The 23,475-nt window shown below is 58.2% G+C and carries 17 protein-coding genes, 1 tRNA gene, 1 rRNA gene and 1 pseudogene; 10 read left to right on the top strand and 10 right to left on the bottom strand.

Annotation, left to right across the window (positions count from 1 at the left end; translation table 11 throughout):
• Nucleotides 1-294: 294 nt before the first annotated feature.
• The 4 genes from xseA to Q5H33_RS04490 all read left to right on the top strand — a co-directional run bounded on the left by xseA (nucleotide 295) and on the right by Q5H33_RS04490 (nucleotide 2,490).
• Nucleotides 295-1,575: an exodeoxyribonuclease VII large subunit gene (gene xseA, locus Q5H33_RS04505; RefSeq protein WP_003811123.1), complete on the top strand. Its 1,281-nt coding sequence runs from the start codon at nucleotides 295-297 to the stop codon at nucleotides 1,573-1,575.
• A gap of 3 nt (nucleotides 1,576-1,578) precedes the next feature.
• Complete coding sequence (locus Q5H33_RS04500; protein WP_003811124.1) at nucleotides 1,579-1,863, top strand: exodeoxyribonuclease VII small subunit; 285 nt, start codon at nucleotides 1,579-1,581, stop codon at nucleotides 1,861-1,863.
• A 137-nt stretch (nucleotides 1,864-2,000) separates the two neighbouring features.
• Nucleotides 2,001-2,073, top strand: a tRNA-Arg gene (locus tag Q5H33_RS04495).
• Between the two features lie 258 nt (nucleotides 2,074-2,331).
• A complete protein-coding gene (locus Q5H33_RS04490) occupies nucleotides 2,332-2,490 on the top strand; it encodes a hypothetical protein (RefSeq protein WP_227561794.1) in 159 nt (52 codons plus the stop codon).
• A 41-nt stretch (nucleotides 2,491-2,531) separates the two neighbouring features.
• On the opposite strand, the gene Q5H33_RS04485 is transcribed toward Q5H33_RS04490, so the two are convergent.
• The 4 genes from Q5H33_RS04485 to rrf form a co-directional block, all read right to left on the bottom strand.
• Nucleotides 2,532-3,680, bottom strand: a complete 1,149-nt coding sequence (locus tag Q5H33_RS04485) for an endonuclease/exonuclease/phosphatase family protein (RefSeq protein ID WP_021913180.1) — start codon at nucleotides 3,678-3,680, stop codon at nucleotides 2,532-2,534.
• Between the two features lie 108 nt (nucleotides 3,681-3,788).
• On the bottom strand, nucleotides 3,789-4,025 hold the full coding sequence (locus Q5H33_RS04480) for a hypothetical protein (protein ID WP_033499890.1): 237 nt from the start codon (nucleotides 4,023-4,025) through the stop codon (nucleotides 3,789-3,791).
• Nucleotides 4,025-4,615, bottom strand: coding sequence for an AAA family ATPase (locus Q5H33_RS04475; protein ID WP_035011565.1), 591 nt, complete (start codon nucleotides 4,613-4,615; stop codon nucleotides 4,025-4,027). The genes Q5H33_RS04480 and Q5H33_RS04475 overlap by 1 nt, the downstream gene beginning before the upstream one ends.
• A 196-nt stretch (nucleotides 4,616-4,811) precedes the next feature.
• Nucleotides 4,812-4,928, bottom strand: a 5S ribosomal RNA gene (gene rrf / locus Q5H33_RS04470).
• Nucleotides 4,929-5,111: 183 nt separating this feature from the next.
• Here rrf and Q5H33_RS04465 point away from each other — a divergent pair.
• Nucleotides 5,112-5,840 carry a DUF4391 domain-containing protein gene (locus Q5H33_RS04465; protein ID WP_021913138.1) on the top strand — a complete coding sequence of 243 codons (729 nt, stop codon included), beginning with the start codon at nucleotides 5,112-5,114 and terminating at the stop codon, nucleotides 5,838-5,840.
• A 142-nt stretch (nucleotides 5,841-5,982) separates the two neighbouring features.
• Here the strand turns inward: Q5H33_RS04465 and Q5H33_RS04460 are convergent, their stop codons facing one another.
• From Q5H33_RS04460 to Q5H33_RS04450, 3 genes are all read right to left on the bottom strand, one after another.
• Nucleotides 5,983-6,954, bottom strand: coding sequence for a Ppx/GppA phosphatase family protein (locus tag Q5H33_RS04460; RefSeq protein WP_003811134.1), 972 nt, complete (start codon nucleotides 6,952-6,954; stop codon nucleotides 5,983-5,985).
• A 185-nt stretch (nucleotides 6,955-7,139) separates the two neighbouring features.
• On the bottom strand, nucleotides 7,140-8,345 hold the full coding sequence (locus Q5H33_RS04455; protein WP_003811136.1) for an aminotransferase class I/II-fold pyridoxal phosphate-dependent enzyme: 1,206 nt from the start codon (nucleotides 8,343-8,345) through the stop codon (nucleotides 7,140-7,142).
• Between the two features lie 43 nt (nucleotides 8,346-8,388).
• Nucleotides 8,389-8,904: a very short patch repair endonuclease gene (locus Q5H33_RS04450; protein ID WP_034984700.1), complete on the bottom strand. Its 516-nt coding sequence runs from the start codon at nucleotides 8,902-8,904 to the stop codon at nucleotides 8,389-8,391.
• 121 nt (nucleotides 8,905-9,025) lie between these two features.
• Between Q5H33_RS04450 and Q5H33_RS04445 the strand changes: the two genes are divergently transcribed.
• From Q5H33_RS04445 to Q5H33_RS04430, 4 genes are all read left to right on the top strand, one after another.
• Nucleotides 9,026-10,030 carry a Gfo/Idh/MocA family protein gene (locus Q5H33_RS04445; RefSeq protein WP_003811143.1) on the top strand — a complete coding sequence of 335 codons (1,005 nt, stop codon included), beginning with the start codon at nucleotides 9,026-9,028 and terminating at the stop codon, nucleotides 10,028-10,030.
• A gap of 88 nt (nucleotides 10,031-10,118) precedes the next feature.
• Nucleotides 10,119-12,119 (top strand): UvrD-helicase domain-containing protein, encoded by a 2,001-nt coding sequence (locus Q5H33_RS04440; RefSeq protein WP_229081566.1) that lies wholly within the window; start codon nucleotides 10,119-10,121, stop codon nucleotides 12,117-12,119.
• Nucleotides 12,120-12,221: 102 nt separating this feature from the next.
• Nucleotides 12,222-12,698 (top strand): (deoxy)nucleoside triphosphate pyrophosphohydrolase, encoded by a 477-nt coding sequence (locus tag Q5H33_RS04435; protein WP_021913130.1) that lies wholly within the window; start codon nucleotides 12,222-12,224, stop codon nucleotides 12,696-12,698.
• A complete protein-coding gene (locus Q5H33_RS04430) occupies nucleotides 12,698-15,865 on the top strand; it encodes a DEAD/DEAH box helicase (protein WP_302423244.1) in 3,168 nt (1,055 codons plus the stop codon). Before Q5H33_RS04435 ends, Q5H33_RS04430 begins: the two co-directional genes overlap by 1 nt.
• Before the next feature lie 336 nt (nucleotides 15,866-16,201).
• Here the strand turns inward: Q5H33_RS04430 and Q5H33_RS04425 are convergent, their stop codons facing one another.
• Both Q5H33_RS04425 and Q5H33_RS04420 read right to left on the bottom strand, forming a co-directional pair.
• The gene (locus Q5H33_RS04425) at nucleotides 16,202-16,672 is read right to left on the bottom strand and encodes a PH domain-containing protein (protein WP_021913132.1); all 471 of its coding nucleotides are present in this window, start codon (nucleotides 16,670-16,672) and stop codon (nucleotides 16,202-16,204) included.
• A 288-nt stretch (nucleotides 16,673-16,960) separates the two neighbouring features.
• The gene (locus tag Q5H33_RS04420) at nucleotides 16,961-18,643 is read right to left on the bottom strand and encodes a VWA domain-containing protein (protein WP_302423240.1); all 1,683 of its coding nucleotides are present in this window, start codon (nucleotides 18,641-18,643) and stop codon (nucleotides 16,961-16,963) included.
• A gap of 289 nt (nucleotides 18,644-18,932) precedes the next feature.
• On the opposite strand from Q5H33_RS04420, the gene Q5H33_RS04415 reads away from it, so the two are divergent.
• Nucleotides 18,933-20,375, top strand: coding sequence for a hypothetical protein (locus tag Q5H33_RS04415; RefSeq protein WP_003811161.1), 1,443 nt, complete (start codon nucleotides 18,933-18,935; stop codon nucleotides 20,373-20,375).
• 39 nt (nucleotides 20,376-20,414) lie between these two features.
• Here the strand turns inward: Q5H33_RS04415 and Q5H33_RS04410 are convergent.
• A pseudogene (locus Q5H33_RS04410) lies at nucleotides 20,415-23,147 on the bottom strand (alpha-mannosidase).
• Nucleotides 23,148-23,475: the final 328 nt, after the last annotated feature.

The raw sequence follows: 23,475 nt of genomic DNA, 5'->3' as shown, positions 1-23,475 counted from the left end.
CCGGACCCATCCGGCCAGGTTTCATGCTTCGTCCGCATGCCCGTTCGTATCTACAGATGCACACTCTACGCCAAGGTCGGCACTAAATGTAGTGTCACCACGCCGCTAGAGAAACTATATATTCTACTTTTGGCGAGATTTCGCCATTTTGTACCTTGTGTGACAAAAGTAACGATTTCATCTCGGAGTGTCGTTTTGACACAGCCCCACACACCGTACTATCTTCACGCACGGAGCATTCGCAACACTCGAACATATGTTCCATTTGTCCGCAAGATGATGGAATCTTGACTTATGACTTGGAACCCGGATTACAACCCACCGACGGCGCAGCGGACGTCGAAGCCGCTGCCCCGTCTGGCGTCGGAAACCACCGCCGACAACCCTTGGCCGGTGAGCCTGCTCAGCGAGAAGTTCTACACGGCGGTCGAACGTTGGCCCTCCGTATGGGTGGCCGGGCAAATCACGCAGATCAACACGCGTCGTCAGGGAAGCGCCTACATCACGCTGCGCGACGACCAGCAGGACATCGCTATGGAAGTCAACGGCTTCGGACGGTTCGCCGCGGCGGCGGCGCCGTTTGTGCAGGGCGACCGTGTCATCATCCACGGCAAGCCGAACGTGTGGATGAAGCGCACGTCGCTGTCGTTGCGCGGCGACGCGATCATCACGGCCGGCGCGGGCGGCAGTCTGAAGGCCATGATCGACGAGCTACGCAAGAAGCTTAAGGGAGAAGGTCTGTTCGACGCCGATCGCAAGAAGCCGTTGCCGGAATTTCCGCATTGCATCGGCTTGATCTGCGCGCCGCAGGCACGTGCGGAAGGCGACGTCATCACCAACGTGCGTCTGCGTTGGCCCGTCGTCGGCTTCAAGGTGACGCATGTGCACGTGCAGGGCGAGCAGTGCCCGTCGGACGTGGTAGCGGCCATCCGGCAGCTGGATGCCGATCCAGATGTGGATGTGATCATCGTGGCGCGTGGCGGCGGCGCTTTCGAAGATCTGATTGGCTTTTCCGATGAGAACGTGGTGCGCGCCGCGGCGGCGGCCCACACTCCTCTGATTTCCGCCATCGGGCATGAGGACGATTGGACCCTGCTGGATTTGGTGGCCGACCTCAGGGCCTCCACGCCGACCGACGCAGCGAAGAAGGTCGTGCCGGACGTGCATGAGCAGATGCAGCTGATTCAGGTGAACCTGGACCGCATGCGCATGCGCATCGACGCCACCGTCTCCAACGAGACCAGGCTTATCGAAGGCTACGCGAACCGTCCAAGCCTCACCCAGCCGCTCACCATGTTGGAACCGCATCAGCGTTTCCTTGATGACGCACGCACAAGAATGCGGATCGGTCTGACCCGTATTCTTGACGACGCGAGCCTGACCATCGAGAAAGCGCACGCGTCGCTGACCGCGCTGAGTCCGCAATCCACGCTTGACCGCGGGTACGCGGTGGTGCAATGCGCCGACGGGCATGTGCTTGACGACGCGGACAAGGTGAAGACGGGCGACCAGCTGACCATGACCTTGAAGCACGGCATCGTCGTGTCTGAAGTGAAAACCGTAACGAAGGAGTAGCACATGAGCAACGAAGCAGCACCGGCATCCAGCCTGACCGACAAGGAACGCGAAGCAATCGCGCAGATGCCATACGAGGAGGCGCGCGACAAGCTCATCCAGGCCGTGCAGGCGTTGGAGGCGGGCGGCCTGAACCTCGACCAGTCCATGCGGCAGTGGGAGATCGGCGAGGCGTTGGCCAAGCGCGCGCAGAGCCTGCTTGGCGAGGTCCGAGCCAAGCTCGACGCCGCGCAGGCAGAGCAGGCCACCGCGGCCAACACCGCAGGCACGCAAGACAATCTGGCCTGAGCATCCGTCGCGGCACAGCCGCTCCCCTCACCTACGGACGTTCCACCGGAACGTCCGTCAAACGGCTTGAGCCCGAACAATCAGGTCCGATTACCCGTCATGTCGAGTCCATATTGTGTGTACAATGGTGACTCGTTGCCTCAGTAGCTCAGTGGATAGAGCACTTCTCTCCTAAAGAAGGTGTCGTAGGTTCGATTCCTATCTGGGGCACTTTTTCATATCCCCGTACATTGTCGGCGCGCATCGCCATCGGCAGCATCCAAGATCAATCGCACGTCCGCAATCCGGACAACACCATCTCACCGCCACCCTCCAGCACAGGCACAATGACCCTCCCTCTGTTATAGTGGCAAACGGATACTTAAGCGGTTGAGTGAATGTATCCAAAAGGTTCCCCCTTCTGCTATGGAAGCATCGGAAAGCAACCGCACAACCCATACATCACCTTTGGAAGACCAAGGGATCAGCATGCAAGACATACCATATTTCTCTATTGTGGAACGGCTGGCGCACACGAATCCGGTAGGACAGTTGCCCGGACCGCTCTCCTACAAGCTGCTCGACCAGTTCACCATGCCGATGCTGCCCACAGAACCGCAATGCACGAACGTCATCGCCTGCATCTGATATTCGAATAACATGCCGGTCGTCACCGTCTAGCCACGGGCTTAGCCGACCCGCACAATCGCCAGCAGCGCTTTGTGGTCGCTGCCGTCCACTTTGACTGTGCGCACCTGTCCGGCCTGCATGCCGGAATCCAGTACGATATGGTCGATTCCGGCGAACGACGGCACGTAATCGACATTCGCAGGCCATGAGAATTTCAATCCCTCGCCGGCCTGACGGGAGGCGTCGGAGAAACGGTTTCCCAGAATGTTGCGGAACGGCGTATGGTCGTACGTCGCGTTGAAATCACCCATGAAAACGTACCGTCGGCTAGTGTCGAAACGTAGTTTCGCCAGTTCGTCGAGCGACCGCTTCCACTGCTGCCAGTAATCGTTCGTCGGCGACGTGGTATGCACGGATACGAAACGCACCTGCGTGGCTCCCCCATTGAACGAAACGGTGCCGCCCGGCATGAACGACGCGCTCGAATCGACATCGTCATCGGAAGGGTCGTCAAGCGGACTCGCCGACCAAAGGCCGTTGCCGTACACGCCGTCCGAACTCGACACCTGCGCATAGGGCAGATACGAGGCGATGCCGGCACGGTTCAGATCGTCCACGAAAGCGTCGGTCGTCTCCTGCAACGCAAGCACCTCGACGTGTTCGCTGCGCACCAGATCCACGATCTCACGCGCATCGGCGCGCCCTTTGTACACATTGCACGTCATCAGCCGCGCGTAGCCGTCATCCGTGTTGACGGTTTCGCCGGACGCCGCCGCGACTGCGGCACGTGGCAGTTTCGAAGGCTGGTAGAAGAACGGATACTGCCAGAACGCCTGCAACGCAATCGCCAGAACGGCCATCACGATGGACACCGTACGTTTGGAGACGATGGCGCAGACGAGCGCGATTACGGCGAGCAGCGTGAACCATGGCACTAGGGAGACGACGATCGGCATATACGGCAACGCCTGCAGTTCTTCCGGCAGAATGTGCGTGACAGTGCCCAGCAGCGCGGCGAGCGCGAATATGAAGGCAATCACCGCGCAGATGAAGTTGCGTACGCGATGCGTTTTCGTCTTATTCAGCGTGCGTAGCGGCTTGACCGGTCTCGTTGCGGCCGGTTTTGCCTTAGCCCGATTCGCTTTGGCCGACGCTTGCGATTTGCCCGTTGCCGGCCCTTGCGGCTGGCGTGTTTTTGCCTGAGCCATACCATTCCCTTGTTTTTTCGGAACGCACGTCCGCGACCATCCATGTCCGCCCGTGTCCGTTTATGTCCGTTCCGTTGATGTTCCGACGGTTTCCTTCACGCCTTCGGCTTAGTCGTCGAGGCCGAGCTCGTGGCGGATGCCGTCGATGATGATGCGGCTGGCGGTGGTGCCGCGTTCACGCGCGTTTTCCTGCAGCATCATTTTCAGATCGGATGGAATTTTGAAACTCATGAGCACACGTTCGCCGTTGCCATTGCCATTGCCACGGCTGCGGGTGTCCTGCACGCTGGTCAGCGGAGCGGTGGACACTGCCTTCGCACCACCGTTCGGTTTTCTAATGGCCATCAGGCGATCGCCTCCTCAAGTTCGAGATACACGTCTTCATACCCATTGAGATTGCTGGGAAATGCGTGGCCAATGACTTTCTGCATGCCCACGCGCTTGGGTACGGACGCGTCGAAGACGCTGGCGCCGCGTTCGCGGATGAGATTGACCGCGTTGCCGGCCAGCTTGTTGTTTTCCACTTTGAGCAGCAGCAGCGCGTACGGTTTGCCGGCCGCGTCGAGGCTTTCCGCGGTTTCGAGCGCATGGCTCAGTTCGAATGGCCCCTGGGTGGCCGGAACGATGACGAAATCGGCCACATCGCAGGCCACGTCCACCACGTTGCCGGCCGGCGGGCAGTCGATGATGACGAGTTCGTCATCCGCCATGGTTTTGCGCAGTCGTTTCAGTTTGCCGATATTGGCGGAGTCCACGGTGAACGGCAGGGTTTCGCCGGCGTCTTCGGCGTCGCCCGCCCATGTGGTGGCATCGCCTTGCGGATCGGTGTCCAGCACGGACACGTTGCGGTTGTGCCGTGCGGCCGCGGTGGCCAACGCCATGGCGGTGGTGGTTTTGCCGCTGCCGCCCTTGAGGTTGATGACCGAGATGATCATGAAGGTTCCTCCGCTTCGACAATCAATTTATATAAGACGTATATACTTTTTATATATTGGATAGACGACAGTCACGCTGACGGCGTAACGGCATTGGCAATGTAAAAGATAGTGGCGACGCACTCTTGTCAGTTGCTTTGACAGATAACGAAAAATCCCGAGGAGCTCAGCTCAACTCGGGATTCGAAAAGAGTAAACGCGGCGACTTGCTACTCTCCCACACCCTCTCGAGTGCAGTACCATCGCCGTGCTAGGCCTTAGCTTCCGGGTTCGGAATGGGACCGGGCGTCTCACCTAGGCTATGATCACCGCAAGAGGAAATAATACGCGAACATGCGGCAATCGGCAAACTTCGGCGTGTCGCGCACTGCAATCGCGTTCCCCAATCGCCAATGATCGCCAGTAATCGCGCGAATGCCGGCAATCGCAATGCATATGCGCTACAGTCGAAGCAATGCCGCAACAATTGCGGCGTGCTTACGAAAGAAGGCCAGCAATGACGATCGCCTCCTGCGGTTCCGTTTCCGCAACCACTTTGGGTCTGCCGAATTCCACTGCGATTCCCGCCGAGAAGGCGAGGCTGCCGAAAGGCCTGTTCGTGGCGAAGATTCCGGTTTCCGCCAAAACAAAGCAGCGTTTGGCGAACGACATCGAATCAATCACCATGCTGTCGCTGCTGCAGGCGCGCAATATCGGACTCGCCGCCGGTACGCGCGTGCCGGAAATACTGGTGATCGGCCTGCGTTTGCACGAACCAAACGCCGCCGTTCCGACGGATATCGTCGAATTGATTGCGATGCAACGCAAGTCGGGCATGCTGTTCGTTTGCGTACGCGACGCCGATTTCGAAGGTACGACGCGTCAGGAGTGCGCGTTCGCCGTCCGTCGAGCGCTGCCGGCACGTGCCGGGCACACGACCACATCCAAGGTGTTCGCTTCCGATTGGCAGCCGGCCGGCGAGGCCACGCTGAACGCCACGGATCCGGCGGTCGATTCCATGGACGCCTTGTGGGAGTCGCTATGCTCGCAGGTGATTCTGGACGACCCCTCCCCCATCGACGTGAACACGCGTCTTGCCCGACGCATGCAGATTGCACAGCTCACCGCGCAGGTCGACAAGCTCACCCGCGACCATCAGCGTGCCAAGAATCCCGAACAACGCAATGAAATCTACGCGAAACTGCACAAGACGAAGCGCCAGTTGGAGGAACTGCAAGGGCAGTAATACCGCCGTAATACAAAGCTCGGCTGCAATCGTTACGATTACCGAGATTCCAGTAATTGCAACAATTACAGCCGAGCCGTAAGCGAGGTTTGGCAACGTGGCCAAAGCGCGCTCTCAACAACGCGCCACAGCCGCGAAGCCGCTAGAAACCAAGCCTTGTGCGGCCGAACTGGTCGAGCCAGCGCAGAATCGCGCCTTCTCGCAGCGCCCACGGGCAGATTTCGATTTCTTTGACGTCCAGCGCCTTCATAATCTCATCGATCACCAGGCCACCGCCGACGATCTGATACGTACGTTCCGGCGTGACGCCCGGCAATGCGGTGCGCTGGTCCGGGGCGATGGCCGCAAGACGCGGTAGCCAATCCTCGAGCTGGTCGATCGTCATAATCGACGTGTCCACACGGCCCGGTTGGCGCATCACCGCACCGGCGAGACGGGCCAGGGAGCGAATCGTCTTCGACGTGCCCACGGCATGCATCGGATGCTTCGATTTGGGGAACGACTTGACCATTGGCTCGAGGATCTTGCGGATGTTCTTGCGGGCAGCTTCCAGATCGTCATCATCCGCGACGCCGCTTTCCGGCAGGAACTCGCGCGTCACGCGGCCTGCGCCGGCAGGAACGGACAGTGCGACTGTCGGATCCTCGTCGGAGCCCATGGCCACTTCGAGCGAGCCGCCGCCGATGTCGATGACGAGCAAACGGCCGGCATCCCAGCCATACCAACGGCGGGCGGCCAGGAAGGTGAGTCGGGCCTCATCCACGCCGGACAGCACGGTGACCGGCTGGCCGATGGCCTCTTCGATCTTGCGTAGGATCTTGCCTCCGTTCGGCGCTTCGCGTAGTGCGGAAGTGGCCAGGACCAGCAGCTGGGTGATTTCGTATTCTTCGGCGAGTTTCATCGCCTTTTCAACCGCGCTAAGCAAGGCTTCGGTGCCCGCTTTTTTGATGCTGCCGTCATCTTTGAGATACTGCATCAGGCGAATGGTGCTTTTGGTGCTGGCCTCGGGCTCGGGGCGCGCGCCCGGAGCCGCGTCGACGATGAGCATGTGGACGGTGTTCGAACCGATGTCAAGCACGCCAAGTCGGGTGGCGTGCGAATGCAATGTAACCATGGTTCACAGCTTAATAACTTAAGCGATTAACCTATTGCACGACATGCCTTGATAACCTTTGCAAATATGCCCACCCTCGGAAAGGAGGGTGGGCACCCAATAATCACAGTGCGGGAAACGATTGCATCGGCGTGAAAAATCGCGCTTCAGACATATGTTTCAGCCGAATATCTCAACCATGCACCTCAGCCACGCACTTTGGCTACGAAATCACCGAGTCGCTTCAATCCTTCGCGCAGGGCTTCGCGGGAAGCCGCGTACGACAGGCGCACGTGCGTATCCGCGGTGGCCTCGCCGAAATCGCGGCCAGGCGTCAACGCGATATGCGCCTCCTTCAACGCACGCTCGCAGAACGTCCACGCATCCAAACCGGTGCTGGAAATGTTGAAATACGCGTAGAACGCGCCGTTCGGTTCGACTTCCAGCGGCAGACCGATCTCGGCCAAACCGTCCACTACAATGCGGCGGCGCTCCAGCAGTTCCTGACGGCGTTCCTCGCACACGGCCAGCGTTTCCGGCGTGAAGCAGGCGAGCGCCGCATGCTGGGTCGGCGTGTGCGCGCACAGGAAGAAGTTGGTGGCGAGGTCGTCCATGGCTTCGAGCGCGTATTCGGGCACGACCATCCAGCCGAGCCTCCAGCCGGTCATGCCGAAGAACTTGGAGAAGCTGGAGCAGACGATGGCGTCCGGATCGCAGGCCAGCACGGATTTCACGTCGGATCCGTCCGGTTCGCGGTCGGCCAGGTCGAGGTAGGTTTCGTCGACGATGCGCCATGCGCCACGCTCACGGGCTAGGTCGCACACGGCTTTCAGGGTGTCGAAGGCGATGGTGGTGCCGGTCGGGTTGGACGGCGAAGTGATCATGACGGCCTTGGTGCGGTCCGTCCAGTATTCTTTGCACAGTTCCGGCGTCAGGTGGAATCGGGTGGCGGCGGACGTCGGCACGTCCACGACTTTGCCGCCGAACGCGCGTACCAGCTCGCGGTTGCACGGGTAGGACGGGTCTGCGATGAGCACTTCGTCGTCATCGTTGACCGTCAGCGCGGCGGACAGCAGCAGTGCCGTCGAACCGCCCGCGGTAATCGCGATGCGTTTCGGGTCGACGTCGACGTGGTGACGTTCCTTATAGAAATCGGAAATCGCCTGGCGCAGTTCCGGCAGGCCCATCGCCGCGGTGTACGGCAGCGGACGGCCGTCATACTGTTCGCGCATGGCGTCACGCACGGCCGGCGGCGCGCCGAAGTCCGGCTCGCCGAGGCTTAGTTTGACCACGTCGGTGCCGTCGGCGATCATCTCATCGGCCATGGCTCCGAACACCATGGCGCGGAACGGATTGGCAATCTGCGCGCGCTTCGACAACTGCGGCTGCGCGCCATTTTCAGCATTTCCCATATTTCGTTTTTACCACGTTCCCTGTAATGCTGCCTGCCGACACTCATTTCACGGAATCGTCCACGATTTCGCGGTAAAGCCGTTCCAACCGTTCGTCGCGCACCTTCTTACCGAGCTCGCATTCCCACACCACGATGACTTTCCAGCCGTCCGCTTCGAGTTCGGCGCGCTGCCTCGCGTCTCGTTCGTGATTGCGCAGCAGTTTCGCGGTCCAGAATTCGACGTTCGATTTGGGCACGCGTGTGGCTTTCGGACAGCCTTCGTGCATGTGCCAGAAGCAGCCGTTGACGAATATGATCGTACGGTATTTCGGTAGTACCACGTCCGGGTGGCCTGGGTATCGCTTGTCGTTTTTGCGGAATCGCAAGCCTTTGGCAAACAGAAAGCTACGTACCATCCGTTCGATGGATGTGTCTTTGCCGCGGATGTGGGACATGGTGTAGCTGCGCGTGCCCCGCTCGTATTTTTCGGGTTTGCCGGTTTTTCTAGGTTTGCCGGTTTTCTTGGGTTTGCCGGTTTTTCCGGGTTTGGCTGTCTGCCTGCGATGCTCTGCCGTCACGGCTTCCCATTATGGCAAAAGGGCCGATCAATCGTTTTCGCATAACGCGTGCCGCCGTCGCATGTGGCGTACGCTGGTCATTGCAACGTAGCAAACAGGCAGTTCAAAACAAGGAGATTTCATGGCACAGATCAATGTGGCGATTCTCGGCGCGGGCCGTATCGCGCAGAGCATGGCCGAAACGTTGGTGAAAATGGCGGCGGATGACCGGTACCGTGATCTGGTCGCACCGTACGCGGTGGCGGCCCGCGACGGCGAGCGCGCAGCGGCGTTCGCGGCGAAATATGGTTTTCCGGTGTCGTACGGATCGTATGAGGAGCTTGTCGCCGATCCGAACGTGAATCTTGTGTATATCGCCACTCCGCATAACTTCCATGCCGAGCAGGCGATTTTGTGCATGCGCGCCGGCAAGGGCGTGCTGGTGGAGAAGGCGTTCGGCGCGAACACGCAGCAGGCGCGTGAGATATTGGACGTTTCGGATGAGACCGGCATGCTGTGCACGGAGGCGATTTGGACGCGGTATATGCCGTCGCGTGGCATGATCGACGATATCATCGCGTCCGGCGTGATCGGCGAGGTGCAGGCGATCGACGCGAATCTGTGCTATCCGACCACGGCGAAGGCGCGTATCACCGATCCTGCGCTGGCTGGCGGCGCGCTGCTGGACGTCGGCGTGTATCCAATCAATTTCATCGACATGATCATGCATAATGCGCCGATCGCACGTGTTGAATCGTCGATGCAACCGTATGAAACCGGCGTGGACGCGCACAATTCGATGACGTTCTATTACCAGAATGGTGTGATGGCCACCGCGCAAAGCTCGATTCTGTGCCATTCGGACCGTATGGGCGCGGTGTGGGGCACGGAGGGGTATCTCACGTGCCAGAACATCAACAATGTCGAGGCGATTGACGTGTTCGACGGCTCGCATGCCGTCACCGCGCATTATGACGTTCCCGAACAGTTGACCGGCTACGAGTATGAGGTGGCATCGGCCGCGCAGGCCATGCTGGACGGGCGTACCGAATGCGATGAGATGCCGCATTCCGACACGTTGCGCATCATGGAATGCATGGATTCGCTGCGTGCGGATTGGGGTCTTAAGTACCCGTTCGAAGCGTAGCGATGCGATCGATGACGTGGGCGTGACGCGCTCCGCCCACGTTATAATTGCCCCTTGCGGCGGTTTGGAAACGCATGGAAGGAGCGTCATGGGATTGCTGAGGATGCTGAAGTACGTGCTGGGCACGGAAGATGAAACGCAGCAGCCCCGGCAAACGCAATCCTCTGCCAAGAATGCCAACAACGCCAAGCCTGCGCGGACCGGACAGACCAAGCAGACGGGACAGGTTGCGCGACGAGTCACGCAACCGCAACTGCAACCGCATGCCACGCCGCAACGTCAATCGCAACGCCGTCAATCGCAGCAACACCAATCGCAACGGCCTGCAAAGCTCACCCCGCAACCGCTGTTGCCAGCCGACCGCATCGACAAGGCGCGTGACATCATCGGCAATATCGAAAAGCACGAATTGAGCGACGAGCAGATCAGCGCGATCGCCGGCGCAGGTCACAACACCCTCGTGCTTGCGGGCGCGGGAACCGGCAAAACCACTACCATCGTCGGATATATCGCATGGCTGCTTGCCACAAAACGCGCCACCCCCGAAGAGATTCTCGTATTGTCGTTCACCAAGGCGTCCGCGGACGAAATGTCGCAACGCATCATGGCAAGCACCGGCAAAACGATCCGCGCATGCACGTTCCACAGTCTCGGCCTGGAAATCTGCCGTGCGGCCACCATCGCCAACCGTCCCATCATCGACGGCCATGCGTCGAACGCCGTGGTACGAGACACGTTTGACCGGCTGCTCGCACAGAACATCCCCTACCGTCTGCTCGCATTCAAGCTCATGTCGAAGGAGCTGTTCGGCAAGTATGGCGCCGCCGCGAAACGTGAGGATTTCCAACTGCCGACGGATGATTACGCTTTCAACCAGTACAGGCAAAGCCTTGTCGAAAACGCGCAGACCATCATCCAGCACATGCGGCAGAACAATATCGGCATCGACGGCATGCGCGAGCTCAATGAGAGGCGCGGCGGCAAACATATCGGCCGTAATCGTGAGATGCTGCAGCTCGTCGAGCCGCTGTACAACGCGTATGTCGGCAATTTCCGCGCGACCCAGGGCATCGATTTTCCCGGCATGATCACCGACGCCATTCGCTGCGTAAGGCGCGGCGCATACCGCCACCCGTACAAATACGTGCTCATCGACGAATACCAAGACATGTCGCGGCCACGTTACGAGCTGATCCGCGCATTGCGTGAGCAGAGCGATTTCACGCTGTTCTGCGTGGGCGACGACTGGCAGTCGATCTACCGTTTCGCCGGCAGCGACATTCACCTGATTCTCGATTTCGCCGATATTTGGCGCGATTGGGGGCCGACACGCATGTTCCAGATCACGACGACGCGACGGTTCCGGCAGAGCCTCATCGATGCGAGCGGCGCGTTCGTCATGCAGGACAAAAGCCTGTACGCCAAGCAATTGCGCAATCCGAGCGACAAGAAGGATTATTCGCTGAAGGCGCTTGGCGGCGCAACGCAGGAGGAACGGTTCGATGCGATCGTCGAGCAGCTGCGCAAACTGCCGAAAGCCGCGTCGGTGCTGATGCTGGGACGCTACCGAAGCGACCTGAACCTGCTGTCACGCAACGACCGCGACGGGCTGTTCCAAATCGACGAGCATACCGGCGGCATCGTTTTTCCGGAAAAACCGGACATGGACATCAAATTCATGACCGCGCACGCTTCCAAGGGTCTGCAACGCGATTTCGTGTTTCTGCTGTGCTGTTCCGGCGGTTTGAAGGGTTTCCCAAGCGCGATTCCGGAAGAGCCGCTGCTCGGCCTGCTACTGCCGGAAGTGGAACGCATGCCGCACGCGGAGGAACGCCGGCTGTTTTACGTGGCGATGACGCGTTGCAAAAAGAAGCTGTTTTTCGTGGTGGACCAGTCGCGTCCGTCACGTTTCATGTACGAATTGCACGACAGGATCTGTCCGAACATCTTCCGTGGCGTGAAACTGCCGCCGCAATGCCCGAATTGCGGTGAGGCATTGCGATTGCGGCACACCGGCTCCGACCCGTCCCGCGCGTTTTACGGGTGCACCGGTTTCCCCAACTGCCGATACACCAGGCCATGCAAGTGACACCATTGGGACTGATTTCCATCGCGTAAGTTGCTCCCCATTCGGGCCTGGCGTAATCTCCCCCGTTGTATCCTGGACCTGTTCATTAGTCAGGAGAAAGCAATGACGGCAACCGACCAGAATCCGCAACAGTCAGCGCAACCGACACCGCGCAAAACCATTAACGTCGTCGGCGCGGCTATCGTCAAAGACGGCAAGGTGCTGTGCGCGCAACGCGGAGAAGGCCGATCACTGGCTGGTTTCTGGGAGTTTCCGGGCGGCAAGATCGAACCGCATGAAACGGCGCGTCAGGCATTGCATCGCGAAATCGAAGAAGAGTTGCTGTGCGAGGTCGAAGTTGCCAACGAAGTGTGCACGTCTTCTTACGATTACGATTTCGGTACCGTCGTGCTCACGTCGTTTGTGTGCCATTTGATAAGCGGCGCACCCCATCTGACCGAGCATCATGAGATTCGTTGGGTAGCGCCCGCCGAAATGCCCACTTTGGACTGGGCGCCCGCCGACCGAGAAGCGGTGCGATTGATCTCCGCCATGGATTTTCCGGCTTTTCCGGCAGCCACGCACGAAAGTGACGACTGATGATGCGCAATATGGACGACCATGACCATTCCTCCCTTGTTGAGGCGCTGCTATCCGGTTTCATCAACAAAAAGGACAATGTCGACGCACAGTACGAGCCGACGTTGATCGCCAACCATGACGGTCGGACCATGGAATACGCCATCAAGGACGAACTGCAACGCAGTCAGGATTTCGACATGTCCGTCGCATTCGTCAGCCAGGGCGCGTTGCAGGTGCTTAAGCAGTATTTCCTTGATTTCGCCGACAACAATGACCATCAGGCCGGTCGAATCATCACGTCGACGTTCAATTATTTCAACTCTCCCAAAGCATTCAGGGAACTGCTGAAACTTCAGCGGGAAACCGGCATTCAAGTGCAAGTTTGGCAGCCGGAGCGGTCCAGCCGAAACGATGACGATGCCACAGCTGCCTACCCTTATCATCCCAAAGGCTATGTTTTCCATCATACGCAAGGCGACGAGCCGCTGTATTCCACGTATGTTGGCAGTTCGAATCTCACCATCAACGCGCTGAATTCCAATCGCGAGTGGAATCTCAAAGTCGCCACTACCGATACCAGCGGTCTTGCCGAACAGCTTAGCGAGGAAATCGAATCGCAAATCAGCGAATCGAAGCCGCTCACCGACGCTTGGCTGAAACTGTACGAGGAAGACTTCAAAAAGTACGCGCCGCAACGGCCGAATCGCAAGCCGATCGAAAAAACAAGCCAATCGCAAACCATTCAGCCGAACGCCATGCAGGTGGAAGCGCTGATGAATCTCGCACAGCTACGCAAGCAGGGCGAAAGCCGTGCGATCATCGTTTCCGCTACCGGCACCGGCAAAACGTATCTGTCAGCGTTCGACGTGCGGCAGGTCAAACCGAATCGCATGCTGTACATCGCGCAACAGGAGCAGATCCTCAAGAAAGCTGAAGAATCGTTCCAAAAAGTGCTTGGATGCCCGAAAAGCGAACTCGGCCTGTTTTCGGGTGGCAGCAAGGAATCGGATCGCAAATACGTGTTCGCCACCGTGCAGACGATGTCGCGTCCGGAAACGCTTGCACAATTCGACGCAGACGAGTTCGATTACATTCTCGTCGACGAAGTGCATCATGCGGCCGCCGAATCGTATAAACGCGTCATCGACCATTTCCAGCCGAATTTCATGCTCGGCATGACCGCAACGCCGGAACGTACGGACGGTGCGAACATCTTCGAATTATTCGGCAACAACGTGGCCTACGAAATCCGCCTGCAGAAGGCGCTTGAAGAGGACATGCTCTGCCCGTTCCACTATTACGGGGTGCACGAATACATTCAGGACGCGCCCGACGAGAAGATCGACGGCAAAGACGTCAAGGTCGAGTCAATGACCGACCAGGAACGTAACGAGCTAAGCCGTTGGCTTGAAGAACTCGCCGACCCGAACCGCGTGCGCTACATCATCGACAAGATACAGATCTACAGCGAGGCCGGAACACCCGTGCAAGGTCTGGTGTTCTGCAGCCGACGCGAGGAAGCGAAACGACTGTCCGACCTGTTCAACCAGCAGATGAACCAGCAGGCGGAACGGCCATACCGCACGAAAGCCATCACCGGCGAAAATTCGCAGATGGAACGCGACACTGCCGTGGCACAGTTGGAGAACGGCGAATTGGACTATATTTTCACCGTCGACCTGTTCAATGAAGGCGTGGATATTCCACACGTCAATCAGATCGTGATGCTGCGTCAGACGAAATCAAGCATCATCTTCACGCAACAGCTCGGCCGCGGCTTACGTAAGGCAAACGGCAAGGATTGCGTGGTCGTCATCGATTTCATCGGAAACTACGCGAACAACTATCTGATTCCGATCGCCCTGTATGGCAATACCGGCGATCGCGATGTGGCACGCAAGAATCTGCAACGCGAAACCATTGGTATCTCTTCCATCAGCTTCGACAAAATCTCTCGCGAGCGCGTGCTTGCATCGTTGGATACCGCCGATTTGTCGAACATGAAACTGTTGAGCCAGCAATATCAGCAGATGCGTTACGAATTGGGACGCATCCCGATGCTGATGGATTTCGCGCGACGCGATGTTTCGCTTGTGTTCACTATGGCTTCGAAGAATGACGATTATCTGTCGTTTGTACGTTCCCGCGAGAAGAGTTTGTCGCGCGGCAAGAATGCGGCCGCTTCGTATCTTGAGCAGCTTGAGCCAACTTCGGATGCGCAGAATGGTGTGCTGAAAATGTTGACGGCCACGCAACTGCGTGGTTTGCGCCCACATGAATTACTGATTTTGGCGGCATTGTGCGGTATGGATTGGCAGCGGATCGATCCGGATTGTTCCGAGGATGCGCTGACTGCGCTTCGTGAGGTCGCTTCACAGCATGCGATCACGATCGTCGATTTGCAGACGTTGTTGACTGCGCTGTTCCCCGATGCGGACAGTAACGAGTTGCAATGCCGTTCCGCGTTCGCCACGTTGGATTATTCCTATTTCATCGCCGCGAACAGCAAACGTTTCGGGCAGACTCCTTTGGTGCGCCTCTGCGATGATGGGGCTTATCGGTTGACCGACGAGTTCCGCTCGATGCTTGAACAGACCACTTTCCGCACGTTCTTCACGGATACCGTCGAAGCCGGTCTGTTCAACGCGTTGGCGTTGGCGGAATCGTCCCGCAAGCATCATATCCGCCAGAATCATGGGTTCCTGTATGGAGAAAAGTACAGTGTGTTCGATGTGATGCGACTGTGTGGTTGGCCTGCGGAACAGGTGCCGCAGAATGTCGGCGGATACAAATTGGACACCGAAAGCGGCTCGCTTCCGATTTTCATTAAATATGAGGCGAGCCAGTATGGCGACCGGTTCCTTAATCCCGGCGAGATCGAATGGTTCAGCAAGAACAATCGCTCGCTTAAATCAAACGAATTCCGGTGGCTGCTGGACGGAACGGAACGTACTCCGGAATGGCAGAATCGCCATTTTGTGCCGATTTTCATCCGTCGCAAAGCCGAAGAACAGGAGAAATCCTATTACTTCGTCGGCAGCGCAGTCGCATTGGACGACGTACGCGCGTCGGTGAACCCCGGCGAGGATGGCAGCGAGTCAAAGGTCGTCATTTCCACACTCAAGCTCGGCAAACCGGTCGATCCGGAACTCTACCGCCACCTCACCGGCAAGTCCGCCCTGTAATTCGCGACCTTCTGACACCTATCTCGCTTATAGATGGCGGATTTGGATCACTGACACATGCCATCTCGCTTATGGATGGCGGTTCCAACAGCAAAAACGAAGTTTGGGGGTATGAATCATACCCCCAAACAAGCGATTTACTTCAGTACACCGCCATCCATAAGCGAGATACCAGCAGACGCACATGAAAATCCGCCATCCATAAGCGAGATAGCCCCGCAATCACTCCAGCCACACATCGAAACATATAAAAGCGGCTTGTGTATATACGTTGTATGTACAGCATATATACGCAAGCCGTCCGAGCTGAAAGTAGCCGAAACTACGGAAGGTCACTCACCGACCGTCGGCGTAGCCACCCATGTCGGGCCCATCGAAACCGCCGTCGAAGCCAGGGCCGTCAGGACCTGGACCGAATCCCGGACCAGCAGGACCACCCGGACCGCCCAGGAATTCGCGCGCCGACATGCCGTTCTCCCTACGGGAGGCATCCACTGCTTCCTGCAGCACCTTGCGAACTTCGAATCCGTTCAGCACGTTCTTCAATGCCACTACGCCATTGCCGGACGACTGATCGCGCGTATCCAGCACAATCGTGCTCATGCCGAAGATGCGCTGCAGGAATGTACGTTCTACGCTGATATCCACGATGCGGAACAGTTTGATCAAGTTGAAACTCTCGTTCAGAATGCCGGTTTTGACGCTCAGCTCACGGTCGGTAAGTGTGTACACGGTGAACGTGAACGGCGTACGGCACCAATTGCGCTTGCGCTGCTGCCACAGGACATTGCCACTTGCAACCTTCATATGGTTCCCCCTTTTCATCAGAGGCCTAATTGGACTGGCCGCCCTATGCGGCACAGCACACCATTCTACCGTCACGCTCGCACGAACACCGTTTTATCTATCGCACAGCGCAGACGTTTCACACACTGTTTCACACGTCGTTCCGTGTAGGGAAAAGAGACACTTCACAGCACGCGCAGCAGCTTACGCAGCAACTCGCGCCGCATCCGTCACGTCGCGCACGATAACGCAAACACAGGCAAGCGCCGCTTCCGCGGCATTGGCACCAATCAGCACCACACCGTCAAATCAGTTGTAGCCCTTCACTTCGCGGAAGATGCCGCTCAAATTGCCGTTGCGTCCGTCGAACACCTTGCCATTGGACAGCTTGGCCAAATCGTTGAGCTGCTGCGAATCCGCGTCGCCGAACATGATGGAGAAAATCGGAACGCCTTTGCCATCGGACGCATACTGCTGCTTGAACTCGTCAAGCTTCGCCGTGTCCGACTGCCCGTCGGTCAGCAGCGCGATCGCCACCGTGTAATCGTCGCGGTCGGACGGCAGATTCTTCAACGCGACTTCCAGCGCATTGTAGATGTCCGCATTGCCATTTGCCACCTGATTTTCGCTGGCGGCCAGCAAGGTCGCGGTTTGCTTGCCTTGCGCGACCTGCGCCACTTTCGCGCTGCTGTTGAAGGGGATGAACACGTTGACGTCGTCATCGCCCGGCTCGATATGCGAGGCGCGTGCCTGATCGGTGTCGAGGGCCGCCTGCAAACCGGCCACGGCACCGCTTTTGCCCTTGCCTGACATCGATCCGGAATAATCCACCACCCACAAGGTGTAAGCGGGCTTGCGCAGGACGGTCTGATACTGGTCGAGCGCCTGTTCGATGATGTCGGAGGATGGCATGGTGATGGTTTTCAGCACCGATGAATCCGATTTGACGCCCCATTCCTTACGGAACGAATCCTTCACCTTCGCATCTTTGGCATACGCCAGCGTGCCGTCCGAACCGATTCTACGACCCGCCTGTTCGAACAGTTTCTTGGAATCCTTCGACGTGATCGACTTGCTGAATCGCTTGAACGCATCCTCTTTGTCCTGCCTGCGATCCACGTAAGCAAGCGGCGAATCGGAAATCGCGATGCCGTCGGACGGATAGACGGCCAGCAGCGGCTCCTTGTTCTTCGCCGTCAACGCCTTGTCCGCCTGGATGACGAGCGATTCGTAGTTCACCATGGAATCGTTCGTATCCGGGTCGTTGACGACCATGTCCTTCAGCCAGTCGGACGAGCCGGATGAACGATTGACGCCCGACAGTACGGTTTTCACGGACTTACGTAATGAAGCATCGTTCAAATCGTCTTTGGTGAGTGCCGACTTACCGCCGTTCAGCGCCGTCAGAAACGCCATGTACGCCGACGCTCCGGAATTCGATTGCGTGGCGGACGTCATAGCGAACGACAGCTTCTTGGCCTTCACCGCATCCATAATGTCTTTCGTGGACACCGGCTTCGTTGTACCGTCCGTATTCGCCCAGCCGAGTTTCTCAGCCTTGCTTTGCTTCACGCCGAACACCACCGGCGTGGTGGACGTGGAGACCTGGTCCTTGACGACGTGCTTGATATCCCCCATGGTGATCCACATGCTGCTGGCCGGCCAGACCGCATCGTAATCCCTGCCCGCGTGATGGCCTTTGTTGCGCAGCGCGTCCATAACGTCCAACGACCCCATGTAGTCGACGGTCACTGACACTTTCGATTGTTTGGCCGCCTGTTCGATGGCCCCGCTCACTTCCTTGTTTTCGGAGCCGGAGGCGATGCGGATGGAATCTTTGGCACCGTCCACGGAATATGTCGCGGTTGTGCCGCTGTTCGAATCGCCGTCCGACGTCGCATTGGAAGCGCTGTTCGTCGAACCGCATCCCGTGAACAGACCTACGATCAAAGCGATGCCCCCAGCCGCCGCACCAAGTTTGCGTGCGTTCATCTTGTGTTGGCCCTCCGTTCATATTGCGCCAAAAACCGTTCAGCGCACCCGGAAAACATTTCCGAATGCGCTGAAAACATGTTCTGTTATGTGCGATTGATTATAGTCCGATTTTACCGAACGGCCATTTTGCCGTCTCATTTTCGTCATTATTTTCGTTTCCCCCTCATTCCGCCCTTTCCGCTCTCTTCCACAGACGTAGCCGACGCCGCCTATACTTGGTGCGGCTACTTGTTGCGGCACAATCGCAACTATGCAATCACAGGCATCGCAACGGAAAGGTGGGCGCATGGGCAGCTTCAATCGCAGGCAGGAAGCCGACGATCTCACCGACTACGTCAATAACGGATGGCTCAGTTCCGCCGAATTCGACGGGCCGACTTTCCTGTGGAATCATCTCATCCGCGAAGCAAGCCAGGAGGATGCCGCGCAACGCAACGATGTGCCGGTCGCCAATCTTTCCGACGCGGACGTGGTCATCAACATGCCCATGCAATGGTATTTCGACGCCCTCGCCTCCATGGTGCCCACCGCGGAACGTACCGATACGGGCGTGGAGATTCCGCGCATCGATATGCCGACGTTTTCGATCGATTCGCAGGCGCTGTCCGGCGTGGACGCGGTGGTCGGCAACGCGGTGATCAGCACGCGATGGCTTGACGCGGTCGGCAATCTCGCCAAAGCTGTGGAGATGACCGCAAGGTTCGTCGGCAATGTGGCCGACCGTGACAACGAGGGTTTCGACTACCTGAAAGATCTGATTCAGACCGTACGCGTGTACATGGATGCCGTGGCCTGCAACGCCGATCCGATGACGGGCGAGCAGGCGTTGCGCATGATCACGCAGGTGGCGTGCAATGAGGATTTCCGGCTCAACGCCATGCAGATGGTGGAGCTGCTGTCTTGCGGACTGTCGTTCGCGCAATGGGATGATACGCGCATGTTCGCCTATGACGCGTTGAACAAGGGCATTGCCGCGATGCGTGATTTCGCAGCGAAGTCCGGTAATGGCGATGCGAGCAGCACTACTGGCGACACTATGAACAGCGTCGGCAGTATCGACAGTGATGTTACGGGCGATACGGGTGCACGCGACGCCACCGCAACGCAATCTCACAACCTCCGTGATACGTCCTCTGACGCGGACAATGCGCATAGCACGAATAGTACAGACGCTGCGGACGGCGCGGATACCGCGAACTCGATCACGCATTCCACGGGCGCTGCCGGCGATTCCACTACCGGCGGTTCACCTACCCTCTCCCCCGAGGAACTGAACGATCTCGCCATGCTTGACCCATCATTCCTGTCCAAACAGCAGCTTGCGCAGACCGCGCAAAACCAGTTCGACCATGCCGTGCAGTTCCTGCGGCACGATCTGATGCGGATCAGTGGCGATGCCGAGGAGGCCGATCGTTTCCTGCGCGACAACCATACGTCCGAGCCGCTTGCCGACGCGTACGCGGCGCGGCTGATCGCTGCCGAACGGTGGCAGGATCTGCTGAATTTCGTCGATCTGGTGGAGCGTGACGCACCGAACCAGTGCACGGTCATGTTCCCCGAGGAAGTGGTGCCGTACGAATGGGAGTCGATTCGTGAGGCCGCTTTGGAGGCGTTGGGCCGCGGCGGAGAACTGGTCGCGATGTATCAGGAGCGGTTGGATGACACGTACGATCCCAACACCGAGCTCAATCGTATGAAGCTTCAGGCGTGGACTCAAGCCAAGGAATAGGCGGCGCACGGCTCAGCGCATCCGCCGCCAGTTCCTCATCTATCGCAGGCTTCCACTCTCATTCCCATCAGTATTTCCACCATCGCTTCCACAACTGACGCGCAACGTGGCCAATTGGAACGGATGCAGGCTCAGCATCGCTCCTTGCGCCGTTCTTGCCACGGACGGATCACCGTCGGCAAAAGCCGCGGGCAATTCGGCATCCAGCCGCGCATCCTCCATAATGGAACACTCGCGTACCGTGGCCTTCCCCAAAGCGGCGTTGACGGCAAGTCTCGCATGGGCTTCGCCGCCGACCGCCTCATAGACGCGCAGTATCAGATCACCGGAACCGTCATCGGCAAGCTTGACCCAGTCAAGCACCATGACGCCATCCACCGGGTTGAGCTGCGCCAGCGGATCGAACGCCGGCATGGCAGGCAGCACGGCCGCGTTGAGACGGTTCGCCTCGTCAAGCACAGCCGGCATACTGGCATCCGCCACAACGTTCCACGCGAACTCATGCACGCCCTTGTCAGTGTTCGGATCGGGGTATAGCGGGGACGACAGCAACGAAAGTCGAATCATCGTGCCACGCACCGGCCCGGAAGCCGTGTTCCGGTGAATCGGCGAAACGTCGGAACCGTAGGTGCTGGCGTTGACGACCGCAGCCGCATAGCCGGCATCGGCGACGCGTACGAACCGGTGCGTGCAGCTTTCGTATTTCGCCTCGTCGGAACGTGTGTTCTTCTGAATGGGCCGTTCCACCATGCCGTACTGGCATTCGTACTGCGCCCGGTCGGCCTGGATAGCCATGGGAATGTCGACTTTGAGGAATCGTTCGGATGCCCGCCAATCCACTTTGGTCCGGAATTCAAGGCTTTTCGACTTTGCCCGCAATGTGATGCAGGCATCGATGGACACCCCGTCGGTGGTGCTGGACACGTGCACGGTGGCTCCGCCGCGTTTTGTCTCCGTCACTCGTTCCACATGCGAGTCATCGATGCCTTCGGCGCTGAGGAAGGCATCGCGCTGGATGTCCCATGCGTCCCACTCGTATGGCTCGTCGCGGAGAAGCTCGTAATGCCCGATTCCACTGCCGTCGGGCACCAGTTCGTGTCCATTATCAAGGTCGATCAGTGAACGGACCGTACCGTCTGGTGCGATGATGGCACGTAGCAAACCGTTGTCAAGTATGATTCGACCGTCGTCGCATGTCGTTGCGATGGTGGATTCATCGGCGACCGCGTCGGTGCCGTTCGCGTCATCATCCTGCGTTCCCACTGCCGCGGTGCGAGCAATCCACGAATCGCCATTCTTTGCCGTATATGGGACGATGGCCGCGTTCGATCGCATGTCGGCATCATCCCGCACCGATGCGATGGAAGCACCCGCTTCAGCGGCGATATCACGCAGTCTTGCGATGTCGCGCACGTAGTCCGCACGCGCCTGCCGATGCACCCATGCGATCGCCGATCCGGGAAGAATGTCGTGGAATTGGTTCAGCCCCATTCGAAGGAATGGTGGGGGAATTTCGTGGTGTCGTTCCATGAGATCTTCTGTGTGAGGAACCATTCGAAACCGGCACGACGTGCGATTTGCGGCCATGCCCCGCAATAACCGAAACTGTCGGGAAGCCACAGTCCTTTTGGTTCCACGCCAAGATGCTCACGGAAGTAACGCATGCCGAACGTGATCTGGCGGATCAGCGACTCACCTGTGGGCAGCATGTTATCGGATTCGACCCACATTCCGCCGACGGGAATGAATCGTCCTTCCTTGATGCGCTGCAGCATGCGCGCGAACAGGTCTGGATGTTCCTGTTCCATCCACGCATACTGTTGGGCGGAACTCATCGCGTATGTGAAATCCGGATCCTCGTCCATCAGGGCAAGCACGTTGGACACCGTGCGGGCCACTTTACGGTGGGTTTCGCGCACGGGTCACAGCCATGCGGAATCGATATGCGCATGGCCGACCGCGACATGATGGATGACGCTGGAATATGCGGGTTCGGATAATACCCCGGCAAGCTTTTCCTTGGCTGGCTCCAGAGTTCCGGCGATATCACGCTCGTCATATGTGTTGAGTGATCGTTGCAGCGCTTTGGCCAGCTGCCAATATCGAGGATCATCATCCTTGAGTTCCCTCATCAGCGAGGTGACGGTTTCCAAGTCCATCAGATAGTCGAACACGTTTTGGTTGAAAGCGCACACGTCCATTGTGGTGAGCACATAGTCGGATGGACGACCGTCGGCACGCTCCCCCAGATTCATCGGCGCGAATGGCAGGTCAGCTTCGACCGGTGGATTCGATGCGGCCTCGACATATACCGTGAAACGACCGGCATCGTCAAGCTCCACATTCGCCACGCCATTGGCATCGATAAGCGGAATCCAGCAATTGTCTGGATTCACCGCTTTGATGACGCTGCCGTCAGGGCGATAGCATAATCCTTCCGCTTGGAAGCCCGGGCCACGATGTCGTTTCCATCCCAGATCTACAACCAGTTCGACGGCTCTGCCTTTGACCGACTCACGGTCGATACGTCCACGAACCTCGAACCATGTGGTACCCCATATCGTGCCCCAGGCACCAGGAACCATGAAGTCGAGAAAATCCACTTTGTTTTCCCTGACACGGGCAAGAAAGTCGGCGCTCTGTTCGGGTTCGCCTTCATTGGCGAAAAGCGCGTAACTGACAATGCGATAATGTTTCGTGCACATATGGCACAAGTCGTTGCCGCATCACTCGATCGGCACGTCTGAGTTGCTGATCTGGAAGAAGAAACATAGCTATCCCCTTGGCACATGATTCCTATGGTGTATCCATGGTGCCACAGCACAATCTCAAATCAAAAAACATCAAAGAGAAAAGTGGTTCTCAAAGCGGACATCCGGTGGAGACTCCGGATAAGGACCTTCGACGAGCCCGAAAGGCGTTGCCGGGAGGTCCGGGAGGTGATGAAAAAACGGGGGTTCCTGGAGCGACGCCCGCCGGGAAGCCCGAAAAGAGAGCATGAAAAATGGGCCTCCCGGGAGCCAAAGGCTCGACCGGGAGGCCCCAACGTTTGAAGCGGCGGCGTGCTACTCTCCCACACCCTCTCGAGTGCAGTACCATC

The organism is uncultured Bifidobacterium sp., from assembly GCF_959020145.1.
Classification (GTDB): Bacteria; Actinomycetota; Actinomycetes; order Actinomycetales; family Bifidobacteriaceae; genus Bifidobacterium.
The sequence above is the reverse complement of the archived record's forward strand: the minus strand, read 5'-3'. Positions and strand labels throughout refer to the sequence as shown.